This is a genomic window from Marinomonas foliarum, from assembly GCF_016906065.1.
GTDB lineage: Bacteria > Pseudomonadota > Gammaproteobacteria > Pseudomonadales > Marinomonadaceae > Marinomonas > Marinomonas foliarum.
In genome coordinates this window covers 749,473-773,314 of record NZ_CP070273.1, presented here as the reverse complement: position 1 = coordinate 773,314, position 23,842 = coordinate 749,473, and the positions used below count along the sequence as shown (strand labels likewise).

Sequence of the window (23,842 nt, the reverse complement as noted above, 5' to 3'; positions counted from 1 at the left end):
ATGAAACAGCACAAGGAAACAAAAAAGGCGCGTCGAGCTGGCCGAGTGAAAACATCTGAAGGTGTATTTTTAGATGAACTAGCCAGTCAGCAATCATCAAAGTATCGAATTGCTCAAGGCTTTGGTGTGTTGTTTGCAGTGTCTTTGGTGTTGCAAGCTTGGGCGTTAGCGGATGTGTTTTCAGACATGGCGCTACACCAGTCTTTTTCCTTGTCTCTTTTAGTCTTGGGGTTATTTGCTCTATTACTACGTGCCTTGGCGAACTTTGGCCGAGAACGTATTTGCACTAGCGCAAGCCGCGATATTCGTTACGGCTTGCGACGTAAATTGGTGTCGCATCTGACAAACCTTGGGCCAGCGCGCTTAAGGATCGAAGAAGATGCGGCGCTTTCTACTCGTGTTTACGAACAAGTAGATGCGTTAGACGATTTCTTTAGTCGCTATAAACCGCAAGTGTTTATGGTGACCCTAATTCCTTGTGTGATCCTACTGTCTGTTGTTTCTATTTCTTGGATCGCCTTCTTTGTTTTCATGATGACCGCGCCTTTGGTCATTATCTTCATGATCTTTGTGGGTCATAAAGCCGCGCAAGCCAACCGTCGTCAATTTAATGTCTTGGCCATGTTATCCAATCAGTTCATGGACTTAAGCCAAGGCTTATCAGAACTCAAACGCCTTAACAGAACTGGCGAAGCACGCGCGCGTTTGTCCGACAGTGCTACTTCATACCAAAAGACAACCATGGGGGTTTTGGTATTAGCGTTTTTATCAACGGCTACGTTAGAACTTTTCGCGTCATTGTCTATCGCCATGATTGCCTTGTATTTAGGGCTTGGCTTATTAGAAATCTTACCATGGCAAGTGGGCAGCTCCCCCGTTACCTTGACGCAAGCTATGTTTCTTTTACTGCTTGCGCCAGAATTTTATTTACCGCTACGTCAGCTTGGTAATGACTACCATGCGAAACAAAAAGCCGAAGCCGCCGCGACGGATTTGTTAGATATCCTACAAACACCAGTGCATGCATCCACTTCACACCAAGAGAACACTGGATTAGCTGTTTTAAATACGTTGAAATCTATTCAATTCAAAGACTTGAGCTGGCAGGAAGAGGGGCGTTATCGACTCGCGCCAATTACGGCCAATATTGCCCAGGGCGAACGGGTTTGGCTGAGTGGTGAATCGGGTGTGGGTAAATCCAGTCTATTGCATTTGTTACTAGGTTTTGAAGAAGGCTTTGATGGACAGTGCTTGATCAATGGTCAGCCATTCTCAGAATTAAACTTGGCTTCTTGGCGAGCCAAACTGGCTTGGTTGCCACAAACGCCAGAATGGGTAAACGGCAGCATTCGTCGTAATTTACTCTTAGGGCTGGGTGGCAAAGAGGGCGCAGGGCTACCAAATGAAGAAGAGATACAAACAGCGCTCATAAAAAGCCAGTGCGACGAATTTATACAGCTGCTTCCCGACGGGTTAGATACCAAACTAACCGAATTAGGAGCAGGGCTTTCTGGCGGGCAAATGCAGCGTCTTTCTATTGCCAGAGCCTTATTATCAAAAGCCGATTTATGGTTACTCGACGAGCCTTGCTCTGGCTTGGATAACGACACAGCGCAAGCGGTACTCGACACACTTAAAACCGCATCTCAAGGTAAAACCTTATTGATCGTCAGCCACGATACACATCCGATTGCATGGGCTGACAAACATTGGGCACTAACAAAAGGAGGTTTGCATGAGCAGTCACGCAAAGAAAACCGCCAAGCTCTCGCTTAAACAACTTTTATTAGCAAACCCTTGGGGCTTTGTTATTCCAATGTTGACTGGCGTGGCTGCGACTTTAGCGGGCGTTGGCTTGTTGGGGCTTTCTGGTTGGTTCATCTCCGCGGCAGGCTTGGCAACAGCGTTGGGCGGTGCATTGGTGTTTAACTACTTAACACCCGGCGCCATTGTTCGAGGGCTTGCGATCCTCAGAACCGCAGGCCGCTATGGCGAACAAGTCACAGCGCATAATCACCTGTTGGGGTTACTGCGCACTTTGCGCCTTTGGGTGTGGGATCAGCGCGTTGCCAAAGATGCTGCGAACCTTCATCAACAAAGCCGTGGCGACTTGCTACAGCGCCTAGTCAGCGACTTGGATCAAATTATTCGCTGGCCCTTGGTGGTGTTTTTACCTTGGGTGTATGCTGTATTAGCTTATGTTGGCGTGGCGATTTTGGCCTATTTCATTCTGCCTGCCTTGTTGTGGCCGTTATTGATTGCCGCAGTGTTACATGTCTTGGTGGTGCCTTATATTTGTGGGCACTTCGCCAGCCATGCCGTACACGTTGGGCAAATACTTGGCGTACATCGCCGTAGCCGGTTTGTTAGCTTTTTTTCGGCACTCATTACCTTAACCATTCGTGGTCATTGGGAAGACTATGCACAACGCCTTGGCGAATTGGATGAACGCCAAAGAAAAACAGAAATTCGCATTCAGCAGGCTGTGAGCCTTGGGCGTTTGTTGTCATATGGTGTGACCATCTTGCTCATCGCCAGCAGCTTCTATCTACTCAGTGCCTTTACCCCAGAAACCCAACACTGGACCTTAATAGACGGCGTGCAGGGAACTTGGGTCGTGGGATTTGTTTTATCTTTATTGGCAGTGAATGAACTGGTATTGCCTTTGGTGCAATCCTTTGTCGCCCAAGGCCAGTCGCAAGTTGGCCTACGTCGACTCAACCAGCTTCACCAAGATGCTGAGCCAATGTTCGAAAAGACGATCCCACAGATCGAGCAACTCTTGTTTAAACAATGGCGCGGCTATCATGCGCCAAGTGGCATGGGAAGCCAGACTTGTGACCTTCGCGTGAACCATGGGGAATTTATTTGGATCCGAGGCGCAAGTGGCTCAGGCAAATCCACCTTACTCGCCTCCATTGCCGGTGACTGTTTATCCTCTGGCGACGCCTTTATTAATGACGAGAAATACTCTGTATACAACAACCCAACGTATCAAGCACAACTAAGCTACTTGCCACAATCGCCGTATGTTTTCCAACAGAGCATCGCTGCCAACTTACTGCTTGGTAAAACCAACGCCAGCGACGACGAACTCTGGTCTGTATTAGAAGCCGTCGCCCTAGCCGAATGGGCACGCAACCTACCCAATGGCCTAGAAACCTTACTCAGCTCCCAAGGGCGTAACCTGTCCGGCGGACAACGTAAACGCCTCGCCTTAGCACGCCTACTATTAAGACAGTCTCCCGTCTTACTACTAGACGAACCATTCGACGGACTCGACAAAGCCACCATAGAAACCATTTGTCACTCGCTACAGAACGACTACAAACCTGACATCTTAATCCTCGTCAGTCATGTTGGGAGTCGCCTCGGCGACAACGCGAGAGTCATAGAACTGTAGCTCTTTTTCCCTCCCCTTATGTCTTCCAAGGGGAGGGTTAGGGTGGGGTTGTTCTTTGGCTCTTCAAATGAATTTGTTTCCTCTAAATTGCTTTTAGCTGCAGGTTTATTCCGCTCTGCTGAGCGGGTAACTTTTGCCAATCGATGCAAAAGTAACCAAAAAATCTTTTATCGGGCTATCGCCCAAACGTCTCATTTACTTTGTTTAAGGTAGCGTTTAGCAACACGATTTTTATCGTAAGGCATAGATTGTTTTTGCTGATGCTAGGAAGGGAATTTTTAACGGACTCTGAAACTCCATAAAGTCGCGCAACTTCGTCGCGTCGAACTGACTTATTAGTAGCTAATCGTCTGCAAATTCATACCCAATACCGTAATGTCAGTCGTAGGGCGGATGAGGGAGGCACGACCGTGATCCGCCGCTTTCATCGAGCCTTATGTAAGTCCTTCCCCACAAGGCGAGAAGTGCCCGCGAAGGCGGAAATCAATTTTTTTTGGTATAGGAAGATACTATTTGAGCTGGAATCGATTTCATTTTTGGATGAAAGTTAAAGCGTAATTTATGGGGGCATATACAGTTTATTTTTTAAAGTGAACTTTAATTGCGCGTTTAGCCATTTTAAATAAACCAGTTGTGCGCGTTTTGTACTGGTAGAAATTAAGAAAGTCTTTTAGTATCAATGAATAAGAATATCCGCAACAGAAATAACGCGATGTGGATAAAAGGAATAATACGCATGCTCGTTTTTCCTGATTTAGCTTTTGTTGATATCTATATTTATGCTATTAGAATCAATTATTTATAGTGATATTAAGAAGGTTCTAAATCTGTGTAAACGCGCATGCGCATTATTAAAATGTTAGGTGAATACAAGGAGATAAGAAATGTCAGACGAAAGACAGTATTATGGTTATTCGGGTGCCAAACAAAACCCTAATGGTACATGGGTGTGTGGTAGCGCTTATTCAGGTGCCAAGCAAAATCCAGACGGTACTTGGGTATGTGGTGGCGCATATTCAGGTGCTAAACAAAACCCCAATGGTACTTGGGTTTGCGGCGGCGGTTATTCAGGCGCCAAACAAAACCCTAATGGTACTTGGGTCTGCGGCGGTAATTACTCAGGTGCCAAACAAAACCCTGACGGCACATGGGTATGTGGTGGCGCTTATTCAGGTGCTAAACAAAACCCAGATGGCACTTGGGTGTGTGGTTAAATCACCTAACAAGTCAAAGCAGCAACGCCACTTCGTGGCTGGACGCGCTAACGCGCGCCGCTGTTTGAGGCGTTAGGCTCTCAAGGTAACCACGGAAAGTATTCAGTCCAATATGACTAAAAGAATAAAGCAACATCAATTGGAAGATTTATCTAGGCACAAGTTTGGTCTTGCTATTCCTCAAAAGTGGGTCTATCGGGATAAAGATAAAGACTACGGTATTGATGGAGAGGTGGAGATATTTAACTCAAAAGAAAGGGCAACAGGCTTGGTCTTTTGGGTTCAGCTAAAAGCTACTGCTTCAAAACAACAAAGGACAATAAAAGGCATAGACCTAAGCCTAGAAACTATTAAGTACTATAAGCGCCTAGACCTACCAGTACTAATTGCTAGATATTCTGAAGTAGAGGATAAATTTTATGTGAAATGGGCAACACAAATAGACCCTTTTTACGCAAAAGATGGCGCAAAGACTATGCGAGTTTCCTTTTCAGATTCGGATATTCTAGACGAAGGAAAGGTTATTGGAATTGAGAGGTATTTACAGCAGCTTAGAGCTATAAGGTCAGGAGCTATAACGCTCCCGATAAATGTTAGTTTATCGTTTGGTAGTAAAAGTATATGTGGTATTACTCCAAGCTTACTACTTCCAAAAATTAGATCTCAAATCCCCGAATTTAAAGACATCATCCGGCTGGAGTCAGGCGACAAGGGTATATTAGCAGAAGTACACATAGATGAAACCACTCTAAAAGTGGGCTTCTTAGATATTGCAGGCTGCACTTTTCATAGTGTTGACCTTATGGATAAGTCAACACTTCCAATCGACCTAATGAAAGACATATGCCTTTCATTATCAATGGCGCTATCTCAGTTAGGCTATAGTGACTTGGCTGCCAGAATAGTATTCTCAGGTGATCTTAGAAATAGACTTAAAATTAAACATGAATTACTTAAGCACTTGATGCCAAGTTTATTGAAAACTAGATATTTTAGCGAAACACTCGAATTGGTTAGTGATGTCTGCGATAACGAAGACAATAATTACTTAGAGGCAATTACTAATTTATCACTTTTGTTTTTGAGAAGCTCAGGAAATACAGAAAAATTAGATGCAGTAGAAGATTTCCTTAAAAGAAATATTGATAGATACGAAAAAACGGCGCCAAGCTTATATGGAATTTCACATTATAATCTAGCGAACTTCTATAGAAGTGCTGACCGATTAAAGGAATCCGTTAAGTGTTTTTTAGTGGCGAGAAGATACGAGCCAAAATACTATAATCAAGGATATTTCTATGGGGAATTAGCGGGCTCGCTCTTTGAGCTGGGTAGATTCTTTTATTCGGCGAAATTCTACAAAAAAGCAATGGAAATAGATGGCCAAAAGGGTTATCTCCCCCTGTATGCAGACGCTCTTATGTTTTCTGGTAAATACCAACAATCACTTGAGGTATTTAATGATTTTATAGATGGCGAATGTAGCCCTTCTGCGGAATGGCAACTAAAGTCTATATGCTTATCCTCTCTAATTGAAAAATACAATATTAAAATCCAGAATCGTGGCGTAAAAGCTGCTTTAGCGCTTTCAGATGTATGCTCTGTTGGTGATGAAGATGTAGAGCAATACTTAGAAAAGGCCTTACAACAAGATATGCTTTGCGGGCTGGCTTGGTTTAATTTAGGAATCCACAGAAGCAGCATTGGTGAGATTGAAGGAGCCGCTTTTTGTTTTACTATGTGTGCTCTGGCGCAGCGATGGGATATTGAAGCCTGGGTTAATGCTACTGCATGCAGTTTTAATAACGTGGTTCCACTAGAAATATTTGTGCTTCTAATTCGTGCAGCCTATTTCTGTAATGGGGACAAGTATCTTGAGTCTTTGTATGAGCTTTTTGAAAGCCAGCTCGGGGAGGAAGCACTCTCACAAGTTGCACAAGTCATTGAGCAAGTTATATCTGAGGTGAAAAAAACGGAAAGTGCTCCTGCACTAAGAATGCTTAATGAAGATGGTAAATTTGAAGATATATTTTCCAGTCAAAAAGCCTAACAAGCGCATGTTGCCGGACTGGTTTTCCGCTGCGCTCCAAACCAGCCGCAAATGCGGGCGTTATATGCAACACCCAAGGAGAGTCAGTTGTACCAGTTATATTATTATCCACTAAATGCCAGTATGGCACCGCATTTCGTTCTTGAAGCATTGAAAGTTGATTTTGAGTTAATATTGGTTGATAGAAAAAGTAATGCTCAAAAATCTGATGAATACTTAGCGTTAAACCCTTCAGGAAGAATTCCAACTTTAATCGATGGTGAGTTAGTGCTCTTTGAAAGCCCCGCTATTTGTATTCATCTTGCGGAGTCAAATCCATCATCAAATTTCATCCCAAACATTGGCTCTAAGAACAGGCCAAAGTTTTTTCAGTGGATGATGTATTTAACAAATACGGTTCAAGCTGAATTGATGGTTTATTCTTATCCGGAAAAACATACAAGTCATTCAGATGCCGTTTCTGATATTGCAGAGACACAAGAACGAAGAATAACAGATATGTTTGAAATCCTAGATGATGAATTAGAAAATAGAGAATTTTTAGTCGGTAACACGATTACAGTTTGTGACTTTTTCTTGTTTATGTTGGCTATATGGGCAGATGAATTTAAAAAGCCGCCTTTAGCATTCGATAATCTATCGAAGTATCTTTGTAATTTAGCAAAACATGACGCAGTTATTTCTGTTTGTAAAAAAGAAAAACTGAGCTTGTTGGAGTATCAGTAAGTTGCATTAACGAACTAGGAACAGTTGGCTTTTGAGGTGTTGGCGGTTGTCGTGGATTTGAGTATTAATAAGATAAATCATTTAACGTGGGTGTCTTAGTAAGCTCGACAGAACAATTAGGGTCAGATGAAAATTAAATTTTATTTTCATCTGACCCTAATATCTAGGTAGCGAAAAAATAGCTAGTAAGAATAGAAGAGGGTGTTTTAATTTTACTCTGACCCCTTTTAAACACTCTTTTAAACAAATAATTACCCAGAGATGCTTTCGTGCCAAATGGCGACACGATTGCGGCCTGCATTTTTAGCTTGATACATAGCCAGATCGGCGTTATGCAGTAGCTCATCAAACGTTTCAGCGTGTTTCAAAGACTCTAAGCCGACGCTAATCGTTGAGAAGTGCAAAGCGTTTTCGGCACATTGGATTGACTCTTTCTCGACACACTCCCTAAGCTGTTCGGCCACTAAGTACGCCTCTTCTTGGTCAATCATTGGGAGGAGAATTACAAACTCTTCACCACCAAAACGGCCGATATGCCCGATGTTCTTGGCACTCAATATGTCACGGCAGACATTTACAACAGCCCTGATCACTCTATCCCCAATCTCATGTCCGTATTGATCGTTAACTTGTTTAAAATTATCAATATCAATCATCAATACGCTAAAGGGCAATCCTTCATCCAGGCATTTTTGATAATCGATTTGTGCCATTTCCAAAATAGCACGGCGATTATAAGTGCCCGTTAAAGCATCGGTTGTGGCGAGTTTTTTAAGCTCTTTCTCTATCTTTTTTTGCTCTTCAATACGTTGCGTTAGCCGTTGCATTTTAAGTCTGGCTCTTTTCCGCAATGCCCAACTAAATAGAACCAATAGAATAGCTACCAAGCCGACTAAAGCGGCGATAAAGAGATAGTCCTTTGTGGAAGAGCGATTATTAGATGCATCTAAATTAATCCAATATCGATATATATCTCGCTTCTGCTGTGCGGTAATGCTGTCTAAACCTTTTTGCATGATGGACAACAGCGGCGCCCAGTCATCTCGAACTGCAAAACGTAAACTCCATTCAAAACCGGATTCTCCCACAACTTTAAGATTGGTCAGTCCATTTTTTTCAATGTAGTAGATTGCTGCTGCGTTGGAAGCGACGATCGCATCCGCCGCTCCATAAGAGACCATGCGCAGCCCTGTTTCGATATCAGGGACGGCTAACGTATCCAGTTGTGGGTATTTTTCTTGTAAATGTTCATAAGATGCATAATTTTGGATGCCGACGACTTTCTTGCCTTCGAGTGCTTCGATGCCTTCTCCAACAAACTCACTGCGGACAATAATTACGGCCGGCAGGCGTATATAAGGCCTAGTAAACTGCATATATTCGCTGCGTTCTGCGGTTTTCTCAGCGGCACCCCACATATCAACTCTACGTGCGCGTCCTTCAGCTACCACAGTTGTCCAGTCAGGAAACTGCACAATTTCTAGCTTTAACCCCAAGTCAAATTGCTGATCTATTATTTGAATAAAATCAGCTGTAATACCTTGGTATTCATTGTTTTCATTGAAAAATTCAACTGGAGGATAATTGGGTGCGGGAGCAAAACGAATAACAGGCTGATCTGCCAACCACTGCCGTTCTTCGGGCGTTAATATATCTTGTCCATACAGCATCCCAGCCACACTGAATAGAAGCAGATATAAACCGCCGAACAAGCTTCTAGTCAAAAATGGACTTCTCTTCATAACATCCTTATGAATAAGGCATCTACGGGCCAAGATACGAGTATTGAATTACTGTTTCTTATACTAATTCAATGATCCCTCATTGACCATCCCAGAAATGCTAATTTAAAAGTGGACAGTTTAATCCAATGGAAATTCATCGAAGAATTAGGGTCAGAGTCAAATTAAATACTTATAAGGTGTAGCCTTGTAGTCTGACAGCGCTACCACCGTCTAAATTCCCCACAAACCCAGATAGGGTAAGCCTTAAGAGCACGAAAAGCTCTATTAACAGACGTAGAGCTTTTTCCTGATTCTCTCTATTAACTAACTCCCATTTCTCACAATTACATTGACTTTCTTTTGTTCTTTATATAGAACGTTCTATATAAAGAACAATTTGAGATGCACTATGAATAAACCCATTCTCGGCTCGTTGGGTCGAAATATACAAAAATTGCGTATGGCGAAGGGGCTGTCTTTGTCTCAGCTTGCTTTGGATGCGGGGCTGGCGAAGTCGAATTTGTCGCGTATTGAGCAGGGTGAGGGCAATCCAACGATAGAAACCATTTGGCGTTTGGCGGTACAGCTGGATACGCCTTTTGGGGATCTTATTGCCAGTTTGGAATCCACTGTGGGTGAAAACGGGATTCAGGTTCGGTTAATTGACCAAGGTCTGAATAATCCGCGAGTGGATGTGTATTGGATGTCTTGTGCACCACACACGATTAAGCAATCAGAGCCGCATATTGCTGGGACGACGGAAACCATTACTTTAATCAGTGGTGAGTTGTTGGCGGGGGAAAGTAATGACTTGCGGCAGTTAGAGATCGGCAAGGTGCATACGTTTGCGGCCGACGTTGAACACAGTTATCAAACGGGCGATGAATGGGCGACAGTAATGATGGTGATTACCTATGCAAAACAGGGCAGCGCAAAGCACGAGGTTGAATCATGAGTACGACAACCCAAACCCTTGCAGGAACGCATTGGAAACAAGGTGTAAAAGACGCGATTCCACTGCTAGGCGGTTACATTCCTGTGGCGATTTCGTTTGGTCTGATTTCCGTACAGTCTGGCTTTAGTGTGTTAGAGACGATTCTGATTTCGGCCTTTATTTATGCTGGCGCATCACAGTTTCTCTTTGTCGCTATGGCGGCTTCTGGCGCGCCGTTATGGTTTGTGGTCATCATGACACTGCTAATCAACGCTCGACATGTTGTTTATGGTCCAAATCTCTCACCTTACTTAAACCAAGATAAGAAGTGGCTGCCATTAATGCATGGTTTGACGGATCAGATTTTTGCGCTGGCTCACGCACGTTTGCCGCAGCTTCCAGATCATGCTCGGATAGGTTGGTACACAGGTGCGGCGGTATTAGCTTGGTTGAGCTGGATTGCTGGAACCGCACTGGGCGCCATTGCTGGTGGAGAATTGACGCAACGTTGGCCATTAATCAATGAGGTTTTGCCATTTGCTCTGCCGGCTCTGTTTTTCGTTTTAATTGTGCCGCGCTGTAATAATCGCTTGTGGACATTAACGATCGCTTTATCTGCTGTTAGCGCTGTTATTTTGAAAGTGTTAGGTTACCCAAATATCGCTATTCCGTTAGCGGCGTTGTGTGGCGCAGCTTTGTTTTATGCATTGAAAAATCAGCGCGGTATGGGAGAGCGATAAGTATGGATATGTCTATGTGGCTGGCGCTCGTCAGCATTGCCATTGGCACCTATTTAATTCGTCTTTTACCGTATATTTGGATGAAGCGAAGCTTGGCGAAAAGGCAAACAGAGGACGGCATCGGATCCATGCCGACTTGGTTAACGATACTAGGCCCAACCATGATCGCTGCAATGTTTGGCACTTCTTTAGTACCGACACATTCTGATACCTTGTCTTGGTTAGCGACTGGCGTCGGGATACTGATTACTTACGGTGTGTGGACGCGAACTCGTTCAATGGGGTTGCCTATTTTATTTGGGGTCATGGCATTTGGAATGGTAACGCTTGTGTTTTAGTAAGGTGGATTATGAAGGCACCCCGACACTTACTTGTAACATCTCTCGATTAAGATATCTGTATTCTTAATCAAATATGAGGGACGGTGATGTCTTTTAAAACGCTTTTAGCCAGTGCTTGTGTTGTTAGTACTGTTGCTCTGCCAGTTTATGCCAATGATGTTCATCAAGGGGATGTGGTTGCGGTAACTTTGAGTGAGTTACACCCAACCCAACCTGCGGTTGGTTATGATCAGATAATGTATAAGTTAGGCCGTTTCCAGTTTGATCGTGAAAAGCTTTTTGATGAAATATGTGAGGCGAATGGGCAAAAAGGCGTCACTTCTTTTTCTGAAAATGCTCATCCCAATGTACCAAGTACGTTTCAGTGTGACGAAAAAATCGGTGCTAATAAAAAGGATATGAAGACCATTGTTGTAGCGCCGAATGGCGAGTATTACTTAACGGATGGTCATCATACTTTTAATGCTTTTTACCAAATGGCTGAGGGCGGAGCGGATTTTCGTGTCAATGTTGTAGTAGATAAAGATTACAGTGATTTAAAAGATATGTCGCAGTTTTGGCAAGCGATGGAGAAAGACGGCAATGTCTGGTTGTATGGTGCAAAAGGTGAAGCCATTGTTACCGATCAGTTACCTAAACAACTTGGTATCCATAACTTTGCCAACGACCGTTATCGTGGGCTGATGTATTTCTCTCGTGACGTCGGTTGGAATAAGCCAAAGCAGCCAGTGCCTTTTTTAGAGTTTTACTGGACGAGAGAGTTACGTAAAAAAGTGGATTTAGATGATTTCGATTTGAATTCTATGGACGGTTATGCCGAGGCAATTAAAGCGACCAGTAAGGCAATTCTGTCGATGAATACATCGAATGTTGGTGAGTCTAATCTCTCGGTAAAAGAGATGGGGCAGTTTAGTGAATTCAAGCAAAAAGGCTTGGATAAATTGCTGAAAAAAGGCGGTAAGGTCGATTATATGCTGCGCTATAAAACCAGTGCTTCTGGGAATGGCTTGAGCTATGACTTGTCTGTGAAACATGCGCCAACTTTAAAAATGCTTGATACAACGACCCTTGCGGCAAATATGAGTTATAACGATTACCCAGCGGTCAGCCAAGACGGTGACATTAATGCCATTGTGGAGATTCCAGCAGGTACATCGGCGAAATGGGAGTTGAGCAAAGAGCACGATAACCAAATTATTTGGGAATACAAAAAGAATAAGCCTCGTATCGTTAATTATCTTGGCTATCCGGCAAACTACGGATCTATCCCTCGTACGGCTTTACCTAAAGAGTTTGGTGGTGACGGCGATCCACTTGATGTGATTATCTTGGGTCAGTCTGTACCGCGTGGAGAAGTGGTTCCAGTACGTTTGATTGCGGTAATGAAGATGATTGATGATGGTGAGCAGGACGATAAATTGATCGGTGTGCTAACGAACGAATCGCCATTTTCTGGTGTGACTAGCTTGCAGCAGTTAAATGCTGATTACCCAAATGTCACGGATTTATTAGCGACTTGGTTCTCTAGCTATAAAGGCGCTGATGGCGGTATTGAGATCAGTGGTTGGGGCGATGAAAAAGCCGCTCAAGCTATTTTGAAAGCAGCACAAGAACATTTCTAATCGGTCTAAGCTGAGTGTTGATCTTTCAACACTCAGCTCTTTTTAAGACCCATACCAATGGTTTAGCTGTATAAATTGCCAAAGCTCATTGCGTTCGTTTGTTGACGCTTGTATCAATATATTTGCTAAATTCATTTCCTCCTATGCATAGCATCTTACTTCTACACCCTGTACATTGGTTGTTCGATCTGTTCATTTTTTAAGGTTTTTTATTGGCTAATTAAAACGCCTATCAGTGTTATTCCCTGCAATATGGCGTTCAAATAGGAGTGCTAGATGCAAGTTACGTTTTCCGTTCAAATCGATTCCTTTAAGAAAATTAGCAAGATTCCAAACGCGTGGTCTGACGAAGATTATCGTGCTCTTTTGAGCATTATGGATTTCGAGGATGACGTAGAGAAGATGGATGCGGCAGAGCTGCGCGAGATGTGCATGATGTCGTTAAATGATCTTGGTCCTGCAGATGCCGCCAAAGCTGTAATGACGCATTTATTTCCAGAGTTGGCAGAAGGCAAAATAGACCAAGTCAGCCACGATATGGTGGATGATCGTTCATGGGAAGAGTATGCCGACTGTCTGCTACATGAGCGTTTCTTTAATGCGTATGGTTTATTGCGTGAAGCTTTTAATGGCATATTTGCGAATCCTACCGGCGTTGAGCTTGCGCTGACAGTAACCGCGGGTCATGCGGAAGATATGGCGATATTTGATGAATCGTTGCATTCATCCATTGTGCGTTTATTGGCGAATGGGCAAGGCGATGATGCGCTGATTAATCGTTTATACGAAGACCAAATTAAAGGCACTCATTTCCCTGAAGCGCCGGGTCTTGTTTGGCAGCTTAAGCAAGTGGCAGACGAAGGCACAACCCGCCAGTTTAGCTTGGTGAGTTCCTATTTTTGGATGGAGAACTTCGAGCAGATGGAAAGCTTTGAGGCTGAATCCCATGCGGATGAAGAAAGTTAATCTCTTGGCGTGAGTTGAATTAAGCGAGCTAAGATGACAAAAAAGCGGATCAAATGATTCGCTTTTTTATTTTCAAGGTTGGCAATCCTTCGGTATTTCGATTTAATCGGGTTCTATTAATAAAAGTACTTGATCACGAGGTTACAATGACCAGTTCACCAATCCAAATTGTTTGTCAAAGCTGCAGAACAAAGAACCGTGTGCCGAAAGACAAGCTGGGCAATAAGCCTCTTTGTGGCAAGTGTAAAAAGCCTGTTCTTTCAACACAACCCATAATGGGCGGTGATAATAATTTTAGACGCTACATCAATGATAATGACCTTCCTGTTGTGGTGGATTTTTGGGCGTCTTGGTGCGGACCATGTCAGCAATTCGCGCCTATTTTTGAACAGTTAGCCAGTGAAATGTCGACAAAAGCCTGTTTTGTAAAATTAGACACTGAAGAGAATCAAACCACAGCGGGTAGCTTTAATATTCGTTCCATTCCGACTTTGATGATCTTCCATCATGGCAAAGAAGTCGCTCGCTTGTCAGGCGCATTACCGAAAGCACAATTCCAGCAATGGTTAGCGCAGAACTTGCCAGCGGCTTAAGATGTTTTGGATATTGGCAGGACGTTAAACGCTGGTATCAAAATGCATCTCAACAAACTTTTCATATAGCGCTTCTTCTGTTTCGCGTCTGTCTGGGTCGGGTTTAACACAGTCGATAGGGCAGACGGCGACACAGGTGGGTTGGTCGTAGTGACCAACACATTCTGTGCATTTATCTGGATCGATAACATAAATCTTCGCGCCCATGGTGATGGCGTCGTTCGGGCATTCGGGTTCGCACATGTCGCAGTTTATGCATCGATCGTTAATGAGTAATGCCATAACTTTGCCTCTATACCGTCGCGCTGGCGTGAGGTTGGCGAGTGTTCTGTCCTTCCGGTAGGTTTCTCATGAGGATGCCCATGGAGGCATCGATGCCTTGCGGGCAAGGGATAGACACCACATGGCCACTGCCTTTTGCCACGTCGATAGGGCGACCTTGTTTGTCGTTCAGTTCGCCCAATGCAAAAGTGACATTGCCTTTTGGCGTCATTAATTCCAACGAGTCTCCCACACTGAAGCGGTTCTTCACTTCAATAGTGAGTGAGTCTTCGTTGGTAGCAATGACTTCACCGACAAACTGCTGTTTGTCACTGATGGAGTTGCCTGTCTCATAGTTTTGTAAATCCACATGGCGATGGCGCTGTAAGAAGCCATCTGTGTAACCACGGTTTGCTAGGTTATCTAAGCTGCTCATGAGACTGGAATCAAATGGGCGACCCGCGACGGCGTCATCAATGGCTTTGCGATAGATTTGTGCGGTTCTGGCGCAGTAATAAAAAGATTTGGTACGGCCTTCGATTTTCAGAGAATGCACACCCATTTTTACGAGTCGCTCAACGTGTTGAATGGCACGTAAATCTTTTGAGTTCATGATGTAAGTACCATGTTCGTCTTCAAACGCTGGCATGTATTCGTCTGGGCGGCCGTGTTCTTGTAGCAAAAACAGTTGATCGCTTGGCTCCTGAATTTGCACGGCAGAGCTTGGTGCTGTGCTGCTGGCAATGATTTGACCTGTCTCGTCTTGTGTCGCTTCGTGGGCGTTGTATTCCCAACGGCATGCGTTGGTGCAAGCGCCTTGGTTCGGGTCGCGTTTGTTCATGTAGCCAGACAATAAACAACGTCCAGAATACGCCATGCATAATGCCCCATGAACAAAGACTTCCAGCTCCATATCGGGCACTTTAAGGCGAATTTCTTCGATCTCATCCAGTGATAGTTCACGGGATAAAATAACGCGGGAAATGCCTTGTTGCTGCCAGAATTTCACGGTTGCCCAATTGACCGCGTTGGCTTGTACCGATAGGTGAATCTGTTGATCGGGAAAGGCTTCGCGAACCATCATGATTAAGCCCGGATCGGACATGATCAGCGCGTCTGGCTTGAGATCAATTACCGGCGCCAAGTCTTGCAAGTAGGTTTTCAATTTCGCGTTATGCGGTGCGATATTGCTGACCACGTAGAGCTTTTTGCCCAGCTCATGGGCTTCATTAATACCGATGCCCAGCTTTTCCAAATCGAACTCGTTATTGCGTACTCGTAAAGAGTAGCGCGGCTGGCCCGCGTAAACGGCATCGGCTCCGTAGGCGAAGGCATAACGTAGGTTTTTTAACGAACCTGCTGGAGAGAGTAATTCTGGCATGAAGGCTTTTTCTTGAGACATGAGGTTCACCGATCGATCAAAACGGGCGGAGTTTACCTGCGTGTTAATTGAACTCAAGCTCTTAGGGCGGGATTAATCGTCTAATTAAGACCTGCTTGATCTAGGTCAAAATGCCTATCTGGAATGAGGTGTTTTACGGGTAGTCAAACGAGCAAAACCCCCTCCCAGCCTCCCCCTTAGCAGGGGGAGGAGCTAAACGACTTCCGTCGATTTGTAGGTCAGATGAACCGAGGAACGAAGGTGTGATCTGACGGTTAACGGTATACATAACGCTTGAAAACGTACGTGATGCATACCAATACCCTCACAGCATTGCCTTTGAAAAAGAGTCGATTAGCTAATGATTCCATATAAAGAAACTATACAAATCAACTGATTGAAGGCGGAATGAATTGAGGGTGAAGAAGTAATCTGTCACACGCCTGATCACGGTCGTACCTCCCTCATCAGGCCTACAAAACCCGCTCCAATCTTCGCTGACTACCTTTAGCGACCCTCCTTCTCGGAAATGACAGCAGTTAAAATGTTATTGTTTTTTACTCAGTTAAAAATCGTACGTGGCAGAAAGGTAAACGCGACGACGTTCGCCGACGAATGAACCAATTTTTTCGGTAAAGCCGCTGACAGCGTATTCTTTATCAAGCAAGTTTTTGATGTTTAGCTGGAATCGCCAATCTTGCCATTGTGTCTGCCATGACATGTCGTAGACGGTGTAAGGTTTTACGGTTTGGCCCTGTCGGTTTATCTGGTCGCTCACGAAATCGGCCCCAAAGGCAATAGAGGAGTCTATGCTAGGGAAGTCGTATCGTGTCCACAAACCGAGCTGGTGATAAGGCGCGTTAGCAAAACGATCTCCGTCGGCGTATTGAATACCGTCGTTGGCTTCTTTTACGATGGTGTCATTGTAAGCGTAACTTAGATTGGCTACCCAGCGAGGAGTGATGTCAGCCATGACATCTAGTTCAACCCCTTGACTGCGAACTTTACCAAAGGCAACCAGCAAGTTACTGTCATTTGGGTCTTCTTGCAGGATGTTTTCACGGGTGATGTGGTAAGCCGCTAGGTTTACGTTTAAGCGGTTGTTAAACCAATAGCTGCGTACACCGGCTTCAAATTGTTGGCTTTCTTCTGGATCGAACAGGCTGCCATTGGCCGACTTCTGTTGGTCTGCAGCGTCTTGTGGTACAAAGCCGGTCGAAAAAGACACATAAGGTTTCCAGTTGTCATTGATTTTATAAGTAGCACCAACTCGGCTGGAATAACCTGTGTCGTTGTAGTCTGCTTTTGTAGTTCCCGTTTTTATCTTATAACCATCGTATTTTTCTTCAATCCGATCAATACGAGCGCCAGCGAGCAAGTCTAGTTGATTGGTTACTTTCCATTGATCTTGAACATACAAACCAATTTGATCCGTTGTTGTCGTTTCATCGGTTTTTAAGTTCATTGTGTAGGTATTAACATCATCTTGGCCGTAGATAGGGTTAGTTAGGCTAAGATTGGAAACGCCATCGGCTTTGTTTGCATAGCTGTATAGAAAGCTATTTTTCTGGTGGAAATAGTCGCTTCCGACTAGCAGGGTATGGTCGCCTAATTCGGCGATTAAATTACCTGCAAGCGTAATGCCTTTGCGGGTACGGACTTGGTCACGATATTGTCTTTGCGTGGTATCTGCAGTGCCATCGCTACTGCTATCTATCAGTTTGTTTATTTCATGATATTTCTGGGTTTCGGTGTTTTCGAAGTAACGAACCGAGACATTGCTGTCCAGCCATGAGTTGATGCTGTGGTCTAGGCGAGTCTGAAAGACTTGCGCGTCAAGCTCTTGGTAATCGGATTTTTCGTTATTGTTCCATGAGGTATCGGCTAAGAAGTTGCCATCGTCATCGGTTGGAATGCCGCGTAAACGGGCACCAGAAATGTATTGGTGAATGTCCGTGTATTGAACGGTAAGAGTGTTGTTTTCATCGATGTCCCAGGCATAACCAAGGTCAATAATCTGGTTTTCTTCTTCGACATTGTTTCGGTAGGAATCTTGACCGTCGGAGTAAATACCAACACGGTAGCGTTGCGAGGCGTCTTCATTAGCTGGGCCAGAGGATTCGATGCTACCACTTAAAAAGTCTTTATTACCCGCGCTGACTTTGAGGGTGTTTTTCTGTTCATACGTCGGTTTTTTCGTCACATAGTTTACGACACCGCCAGGTTCCCCTGCACCGTAGATTGCGCCAGATGGGCCTTTGAGGACTTGTATTTGCTCAATGGTAAACAGTTGAGGAATAGAGAAGTCACCAAATGGGTCGCCTTTAAGGCCGTTGTACAAGACTTCATCTTGGCTAAAGCCTCGTAACGTCACTGTCGATACGTTGTTTTGTGACATGCCAGATATTGAGCGATACAAATCGGTGATTTGTCGTGCGGCTTGGTCTTCAATCAAGGCTTCTGTCACCACTTGAACAGACTGAGGCGTTTTATCAATCGGCGTGGAGGTACGAGTAGCAAGTGCTGCTTCATCTTCCTTGTAGTAAGACAGAGCGCGGCCTTTTACCTGAAGTGTCTGAAGCTCTATGTTGGATCCATCCTTAACGTTGTTATCTCCATCATTGAGGTAACTGTCTTGTGTGATGTCATTTGCGGTATTTTCAGCAAAAATCACAGTAGAAAAAACAAGCGCACCACAGGCTTGCATCATCATTAAGGTGGTTCTTAATGTCATAGGTAAACCAAGAGTAAATGAGTAAGTTGCGTATGTTAATGTTTATGATATTCATTTACAAATGAGAATAAATTTACAAAAGTTTCAAAATACAAATGATGTGCTTTTTTATATCAAGACAGTATTCATTTCTCATACGATAGTGCGAGATGGTGCTGAAAGCGTGTGCTGTGAAGGAAGGTAAGAGGCAGAACAGCAAATAATAGAAGCCATTCTGCCAGAGGATTAGCTAGGCTTTTTCAGCCGCTAGTCTGGTGGCTTTTATATAGCCCTGAAGCGTATCTTTTAGCTGAAGTCGCTGCTTCTTCAGCTGTTCTTCTTCTGTAGTGCTCGCAGGAATGATTTCTTGCTCCATTTTTTCGACAGATTTGGTGAGATGGTTATATTCGTCGTAGAGTTTCCTGAAATGCGCATCATCCATTTTTAGTTGATGGATATCCTCTTTGAATTCAGGGAATTCGTTTACCAGAGCATGATCTTCAATCGGCATAACTGTCTCCTTTAAGTATTTACTTTAAGTTTAGGTTAGCCTACTTAAGCAGTTGTGCACTTGATGCTTGTCAGACTTTCCTTAAATAGTTATGGCTTGTTATTGGTGAATTTCAATGATGACGCATTCAGTTTATGGAAGAGTCCATAGTTTGCTGGGGGATTTGCTTTTTTTTGACAAAAAAACCGCAGTGGCTCGCGCCACTGCGGTTGTGTTTTGGGAGAAGTGTTAGAAGTTTAACTCTACTCTTGGCTTGCTGCTTCGAGAAAGGTCAACTTCAGGTGTGCATAGGTAGACACGAGAAGATGCGATACCTTCGTTGACCAAATAGTCTTTTAGGTTATCTGCGCGTTTTTGCGCTAAGTTGATAGCCTCATCTCTGGTGTCTTGGTCGATGGACACGGGTGGTTTCTCAAGACCTAAATCAAGGTAGCTTGTTATAGCACATGCTTTTAGCTGACTGTCTTTTTTGTCTTTCATTAGCGCTACCAGTTGTTCAAGGAAGGCGTCTTGAGCGTCATTTAACTGTTCGTCCTCAGCTTCAAATATTAACGGTTCGACACGAATTTTTAGTAGCTGATCACCTGCAAACTGCGCGATGCTAATGACATTGGCGTAAGGAATGAAGGTTTGCATCAAATAGGTGCTAGAGGCGGCATAAAGCGCCTTTTTAACTGGTAAGAATAAGAAATCTGTCCAGCCAAACTCAGGGTTTTCTATGTCACCAGAAAGCGGGATATTCAAATCAATATTGTTGTCTCTGTCTTTCAATACACTAACGGCAATATTCAGAGGTACGGCACCGGCTTTCATTACTGAGTTGCTTTCTTGGCGGCCACCTAAATCAAACTCCCTTAGTACTATGTTTGAGCTGCCATTTAAAACGCCGTCTTTTGCATTGAGTTTGAGATCTAAATCCAATTGCCCAGAATCAATTTGATAACCTAGGACATTGGCGATGTAAGAAGAGAAGGGCGGTAATTCTGCCTCGTTCACCACAACTTCAGTGTTTAACGTTAGCTTGTCGGCAAGTGGCCAAATAGTCGCATCGGCTTGTAATGTTGTATATTTGCCGTTGCGAGCTTTAAAAGCAAAGACAGTTGCTTGGTCTTTTTTCGTGGTATTTAGGTCTCGCAGAGACAATGTTTCTATGTCTAGTGCGCGTTTTAGCATGGGAGAAATGCTTTTATCTTGGAAGTAAAAGCGAGATTTTCCTGTTGTATCGTATGCGTCGAGAATGACGTAGTAAGGTGCTTTAAAGGCCGTGTCTTGTTCGTTTTCAAGTGTGCTTTTAGCGTCTTCGACTCTTGGTACTTGTGATTTTTGAGTGTTTTCTGTAGGGACTTTTTGCTCTTCCGCTTCAGTAAACACCAGGTTTTCAATATTCTGTTGAGCATCCAGCATTAAGTTAATATCAAGCGCGTCTGCGGTGATTTTTTTGATATCTGCACCATCTTGGTTGGCTTTTAATCGCTCTACTTTAAGGCTGTTTAGATGGCCTAGCGCGGGTAAAACTGTTTTATCATTTTGTGCGCTGATAAGTTCTGAGAAAGTGAAATCCATAATGCTTAATTGTGATAAGGAAGCCTCAAAGTCGCTGTCTTGTTGGGTAAATGAAAGGCTGTTGATATCCGCGTTTTTCCATGAAGCAATGCGCTTATTATTGGTTAACTTGCTGTCTAGAGATTCACTGCTGAAGTTAAGGTTAATACCTTCTACACGTGGTGCTTCTTGACCTGCTTGATCGACATTGAGCTGATCTGCTGTCAGGATTGCAGCACCAAGGGAAACATGTTTCTCGTCACTTTGGGTGGCATTTAATCCTTTAATATCGATCGACAGTTTAGAGTTTTGTGCCGACAGGCTGTCGCTGTCTTTTTGTAATGCTAGCGTATTAGATAGATTGAATACGTCGTAGTTGGCGGTATTTCCCGCTTGCTGAACAGTTAGTTCATTGCTTTGTACGTCAGCAATCAAAGAGGCTGTCATAGCTTCTGTTGAATCCATTGAAAAAGCTACTTCGTTCAAGGCTATTCGCAATTGTTTGTTCTGGACGGCAAGACTGTCTAGTGACAGAGCAAGCTCATTTAAGCCCAGCTCGGTAGAGGCAAGGTTAGCCGTCAGACCAGTTTCTTCATCCTGTTTGACATCAAAAGGTGCTTTCAGTGTTAGGTCGTTAAATTCTACTTGTTGTTGCGCTTGGGTAATAAGTGATTTGCCTAGCTGCACATCAAGATCGCCTGTTGCGGTTAAGCCTAGTTCATTTTGTTTTACATCAAAGGGTGTGCTTAGTTTTACGCTATTAAGTTTTGCGTTAAGGTCTGCTTGCGCAAAAGCTGGCATGTCCAGTTGCATATCTAGCTTACCTTTTGCGGTTAAGTCCGCATTATTTCGCGAAACATCAAAGGGAACGTTTAGGGCCAGTTTCTCAAGTTGTGCTTGCAACTCCCCTTGGGCAAAGGATGACTGGCTGGATTGGAGGTCCAAAGTACCTATCGCCGTTAATTGCTCAGCAGAAACAAAATGGATATTGGCTTTTGAAAGTGCCAGTGATGTGGACTTTGTGGTGGCTTTGTCTTGCTCGTTTAATGGCAAATCAAGGTTGTTGATTTGAGCATTCAGCGAAAGATTTTTAATATCAAAAACAGGTGAGTTATTAACGAGTTGTTGTGAAAATTGTAGGCTAGCTTCTAACTCCAACTGTCCTTTTCCTTCATGGTACGGCGCAGGTAGAAAGTGACGAAAGCTCTCTATCAGAATACGTGTATTTTGGATAGAAAGGTCGGCGCTGGCTTGTTCTGGTGAGTAGTCAAATTGGCTGTCTAATGACAATGCTGTGTCATTCAATAAGGCTGATAGTGCAATGTCACCTTCCCATGTCAGTTCCTGACCAGATAAACCTTCGATGGATAAATTGCTGATGGTAAGCGTATCAGCTTGTGCTGGAACGTTTAAATCTGGTTGACGAGACAGTTTGACTTGGCTGTCAGTGAAGGTGAAAGTAGGTAGTTTTATAGACCAAGGCGTACTGGTGCTTTCTTCAGTTTGTTCTGTGTCAGTGACTTCTTGATCTGGCTCTTGTTGATCTTCTGGTGTGGCGAATTGCGACGTATTAATACCGGCCACTATCCAGTCTTTTTCTTGTTGAGTGACTAGCAAGTTTAATCCGTCGATCTTAGCTTGTGATATATGGACAGTTTTAGTGAAGAGTGGCCATATTTCAACTTCAACAATGGCACGCTTTAATGTGAGTGTGTCTTGGCTCTTGTTATTAATGACGATGTCTTTTAAGTCTATTTTGGGCGGAAAAAAATCAACAGATAGTTTGCCGACGGTGAGATCTTCACTTTGTTCTTGGAAGTAATTTTTTAGGTAATATTCCGCAATAAATGGCGTGACTAACCAAGTGAGGGTGATTAAACCTGTCAAAGCGGCAAAAGGATAAAAGACAAAGTGTCGAAAATGTCGGCGTGTCATAGAATAAAGTGCCTTTTAAAAAATAAGTAATAGGTGAATAGTTTAAGCTTCTTCGTCTTTTTCTTCGGCAATATTTTTACTTTCAGACCGTAAAGGTAAGCGTAATAAATACGTTGTCACACACAGACCAATAAAGACAAGTCCAATCGTCGCCCAAATACGCGAAACAATAAAGATCGAAATGGCCATTCCTGCCCACATAAAAATGATGGCTCTGTTTCTGGCTTTTTTGGGGATACCATCGGAAGATTGCCAATCATTGATTATTGGTCCAAAAAACTTATGCTCAATGAGCCAAGTGTGGAAACGTACGGAGGATTTTGAAAAGCACCACGCCGCCAATAGCACCAATGGTGTAGTGGGGAGTAAGGGGAGAAAAATACCAATAATGCCAGTGATGAGAGAAAACCACCCTAGCATTAAATATAAAATTCGCTTTCCTTGCATAAGCTTGCCCACATAATGGTCAGAGAAAACGGGCATGAATGAATCAGCCCGTTTTTATTATGGCGCTATTTTCCTGAATGGAAAATAGCTTCCATACTATTTTCTGCTTCGTTTTCAACCAGTGGCCAGCCGCCAAGGCGTTTTAAACGGTTTACCATTTCACAGAATAGCTCTGCGGTTTTTTCGGTATCGTATTTGGCAGAGTGTGCTTCTGCGTTGCTAAACGGAATAGACGCTGCTTCACAGGCTTTTGCTAATACTGTTTGTCCAAACACCAAACCGGCTAAACTGGCGGTGTCAAAGCTAGAAAAAGGATGGAATGGATTGCGTTTTATATCCACTCGCTCAATGGCGGCGTTTAAAAAACCGTGGTCAAATGCGGCATTATGACCAACAAGAATGGCACGTTTACAGCCAACAGACTTTAGCTCTTTTCGAACTTTGCTAAACATTTGGCCAAGTGCTTCACTTTCTGGCATGTCTTGTCTATCGGGTGCAAAAGGGTCTATGCCTGTAAAGTCTAGCGCTGCTTTTTCAAGGTTTGCGCCTTCAAACGGCTTAATCAAAAACTCTAATGTTTCATGGATATATAAGTCGCCATTTTCATCCATTCTTAGGATACTGGCTGCCATTTCTAACAAAGCATCTGTTTTTTGATTAAAGCCTGCGGTCTCTACGTCGATAACAACAGGTAGGAAGCCGCGGAATCTATCTTTGATTTCATGGTTTGACAAAAGAA

At 43.7% G+C, this 23,842-nt stretch carries 19 protein-coding genes; 11 read left to right on the top strand and 8 right to left on the bottom strand.

Annotation, left to right across the window (positions count from 1 at the left end):
* The 5 genes from cydD (at position 1) to JSY38_RS03545 (ending at position 7,393) form a co-directional block, all read left to right on the top strand.
* A complete protein-coding gene (cydD, locus tag JSY38_RS03565; RefSeq protein ID WP_205115281.1) occupies positions 1–1,776 on the top strand; it encodes a thiol reductant ABC exporter subunit CydD in 1,776 nt (591 codons plus the stop codon).
* Positions 1,736–3,403: an amino acid ABC transporter ATP-binding/permease protein gene (locus JSY38_RS03560; protein WP_239544295.1), complete on the top strand. Its 1,668-nt coding sequence runs from the start codon at positions 1,736–1,738 to the stop codon at positions 3,401–3,403. Before cydD ends, JSY38_RS03560 begins: the two co-directional genes overlap by 41 nt.
* 884 nt (positions 3,404–4,287) lie before the next feature.
* On the top strand, positions 4,288–4,617 hold the full coding sequence (locus JSY38_RS03555) for a hypothetical protein (RefSeq protein ID WP_205115279.1): 330 nt from the start codon (positions 4,288–4,290) through the stop codon (positions 4,615–4,617).
* A gap of 112 nt (positions 4,618–4,729) precedes the next feature.
* On the top strand, positions 4,730–6,667 hold the full coding sequence (locus JSY38_RS03550; RefSeq protein WP_205115277.1) for a DUF4365 domain-containing protein: 1,938 nt from the start codon (positions 4,730–4,732) through the stop codon (positions 6,665–6,667).
* Positions 6,668–6,754: 87 nt separating this feature from the next.
* Positions 6,755–7,393: a glutathione S-transferase family protein gene (locus tag JSY38_RS03545; RefSeq protein ID WP_239544280.1), complete on the top strand. Its 639-nt coding sequence runs from the start codon at positions 6,755–6,757 to the stop codon at positions 7,391–7,393.
* Positions 7,394–7,644: 251 nt separating this feature from the next.
* Here JSY38_RS03545 and JSY38_RS03540 read toward each other — a convergent pair whose 3' ends face one another.
* Positions 7,645–9,117 (bottom strand): transporter substrate-binding domain-containing diguanylate cyclase, encoded by a 1,473-nt coding sequence (locus JSY38_RS03540; RefSeq protein ID WP_205115274.1) that lies wholly within the window; start codon positions 9,115–9,117, stop codon positions 7,645–7,647.
* 409 nt (positions 9,118–9,526) lie between these two features.
* Between JSY38_RS03540 and JSY38_RS03535 the strand changes: the two genes are divergently transcribed.
* The 6 genes from JSY38_RS03535 to trxC all read left to right on the top strand — a co-directional run bounded on the left by JSY38_RS03535 (position 9,527) and on the right by trxC (position 14,313).
* Entirely contained in the window at positions 9,527–10,072 is a 546-nt protein-coding gene (locus JSY38_RS03535; protein ID WP_205115273.1) for a helix-turn-helix domain-containing protein, read from the top strand.
* On the top strand, positions 10,069–10,791 hold the full coding sequence (locus JSY38_RS03530; RefSeq protein WP_205115272.1) for an AzlC family ABC transporter permease: 723 nt from the start codon (positions 10,069–10,071) through the stop codon (positions 10,789–10,791). The genes JSY38_RS03535 and JSY38_RS03530 overlap by 4 nt, the downstream gene beginning before the upstream one ends.
* A gap of 2 nt (positions 10,792–10,793) precedes the next feature.
* Entirely contained in the window at positions 10,794–11,129 is a 336-nt protein-coding gene (locus tag JSY38_RS03525; protein ID WP_205115271.1) for an AzlD domain-containing protein, read from the top strand.
* A gap of 89 nt (positions 11,130–11,218) precedes the next feature.
* Positions 11,219–12,754 carry a ParB-like protein gene (locus tag JSY38_RS03520; protein ID WP_205115270.1) on the top strand — a complete coding sequence of 512 codons (1,536 nt, stop codon included), beginning with the start codon at positions 11,219–11,221 and terminating at the stop codon, positions 12,752–12,754.
* 276 nt (positions 12,755–13,030) lie between these two features.
* On the top strand, positions 13,031–13,720 hold the full coding sequence (locus tag JSY38_RS03515) for a hypothetical protein (protein ID WP_205115268.1): 690 nt from the start codon (positions 13,031–13,033) through the stop codon (positions 13,718–13,720).
* 146 nt (positions 13,721–13,866) lie between these two features.
* The gene (gene trxC, locus JSY38_RS03510) at positions 13,867–14,313 is read left to right on the top strand and encodes a thioredoxin TrxC (protein WP_205115266.1); all 447 of its coding nucleotides are present in this window, start codon (positions 13,867–13,869) and stop codon (positions 14,311–14,313) included.
* A 24-nt stretch (positions 14,314–14,337) separates the two neighbouring features.
* Here the strand turns inward: trxC and JSY38_RS03505 are convergent, their stop codons facing one another.
* The 7 genes from JSY38_RS03505 to rnt form a co-directional block, all read right to left on the bottom strand.
* Positions 14,338–14,595, bottom strand: a complete 258-nt coding sequence (locus tag JSY38_RS03505) for a YfhL family 4Fe-4S dicluster ferredoxin (RefSeq protein WP_114411839.1) — start codon at positions 14,593–14,595, stop codon at positions 14,338–14,340.
* 10 nt (positions 14,596–14,605) lie between these two features.
* Positions 14,606–15,976: a prephenate-dependent tRNA uridine(34) hydroxylase TrhP gene (trhP, locus tag JSY38_RS03500; RefSeq protein WP_239544278.1), complete on the bottom strand. Its 1,371-nt coding sequence runs from the start codon at positions 15,974–15,976 to the stop codon at positions 14,606–14,608.
* Between the two features lie 544 nt (positions 15,977–16,520).
* Positions 16,521–18,689, bottom strand: a complete 2,169-nt coding sequence (locus JSY38_RS03495) for a TonB-dependent siderophore receptor (RefSeq protein WP_205115264.1) — start codon at positions 18,687–18,689, stop codon at positions 16,521–16,523.
* Positions 18,690–18,918: 229 nt separating this feature from the next.
* Entirely contained in the window at positions 18,919–19,179 is a 261-nt protein-coding gene (locus tag JSY38_RS03490; RefSeq protein ID WP_114411842.1) for an HP1242/YdcH family protein, read from the bottom strand.
* Positions 19,180–19,407: 228 nt separating this feature from the next.
* Complete coding sequence (locus JSY38_RS03485) at positions 19,408–22,656, bottom strand: DUF748 domain-containing protein (RefSeq protein WP_205115262.1); 3,249 nt, start codon at positions 22,654–22,656, stop codon at positions 19,408–19,410.
* 42 nt (positions 22,657–22,698) lie between these two features.
* Positions 22,699–23,139, bottom strand: coding sequence for a YbaN family protein (locus tag JSY38_RS03480; RefSeq protein ID WP_239544275.1), 441 nt, complete (start codon positions 23,137–23,139; stop codon positions 22,699–22,701).
* A 29-nt stretch (positions 23,140–23,168) separates the two neighbouring features.
* On the bottom strand, positions 23,169–23,837 hold the full coding sequence (gene rnt / locus JSY38_RS03475) for a ribonuclease T (RefSeq protein WP_205115260.1): 669 nt from the start codon (positions 23,835–23,837) through the stop codon (positions 23,169–23,171).
* Between the last annotated feature and the right edge of the window lie 5 nt (positions 23,838–23,842).